At 47.7% G+C, this 308-nt stretch carries 2 tRNA genes; both read left to right on the top strand.

What is annotated here, in order from left to right:
• Window positions 1-56: 56 nt before the first annotated feature.
• Window positions 57-129: transfer RNA gene (locus HFM85_RS16055), tRNA-Ala, on the top strand.
• A 23-nt stretch (window positions 130-152) separates the two neighbouring features.
• Window positions 153-226 (top strand) — tRNA-Ile (locus HFM85_RS16050).
• Window positions 227-308 lie beyond the last annotated feature (82 nt).

The raw sequence follows: 308 nt of genomic DNA, 5'->3' as shown, positions 1-308 counted from the left end.
GCCGATGGTACTGCACTGGAGACGGTGTGGGAGAGCAGGTGGCTGCCAGATCAAATGGGGATGTAGCTCAGTTGGGAGAGCACCTGCCTTGCAAGCAGGGGGTCGAGAGTTCGAATCTCTTCATCTCCACTGAAATCGGAAGATTTCAAGATGGGCTTATAGCTCAGCTGGTTAGAGCGCACGCCTGATAAGCGTGAGGTCGGTGGTTCGAGTCCACTTAAGCCCATTGGGTTTTAAGTAATAAAGCCCAATACATTGTACCTTGAAAACTGCATACATGAAATTTGATTAAGTTAATCAAATATCCT

The sequence above is a fragment of the Blautia schinkii genome, assembly GCF_013304825.1.
Classification (GTDB): domain Bacteria; phylum Bacillota; class Clostridia; order Lachnospirales; family Lachnospiraceae; genus Blautia_A; species Blautia_A schinkii_B.
This window is presented reverse-complemented; position numbering and strand designations above follow the sequence as displayed.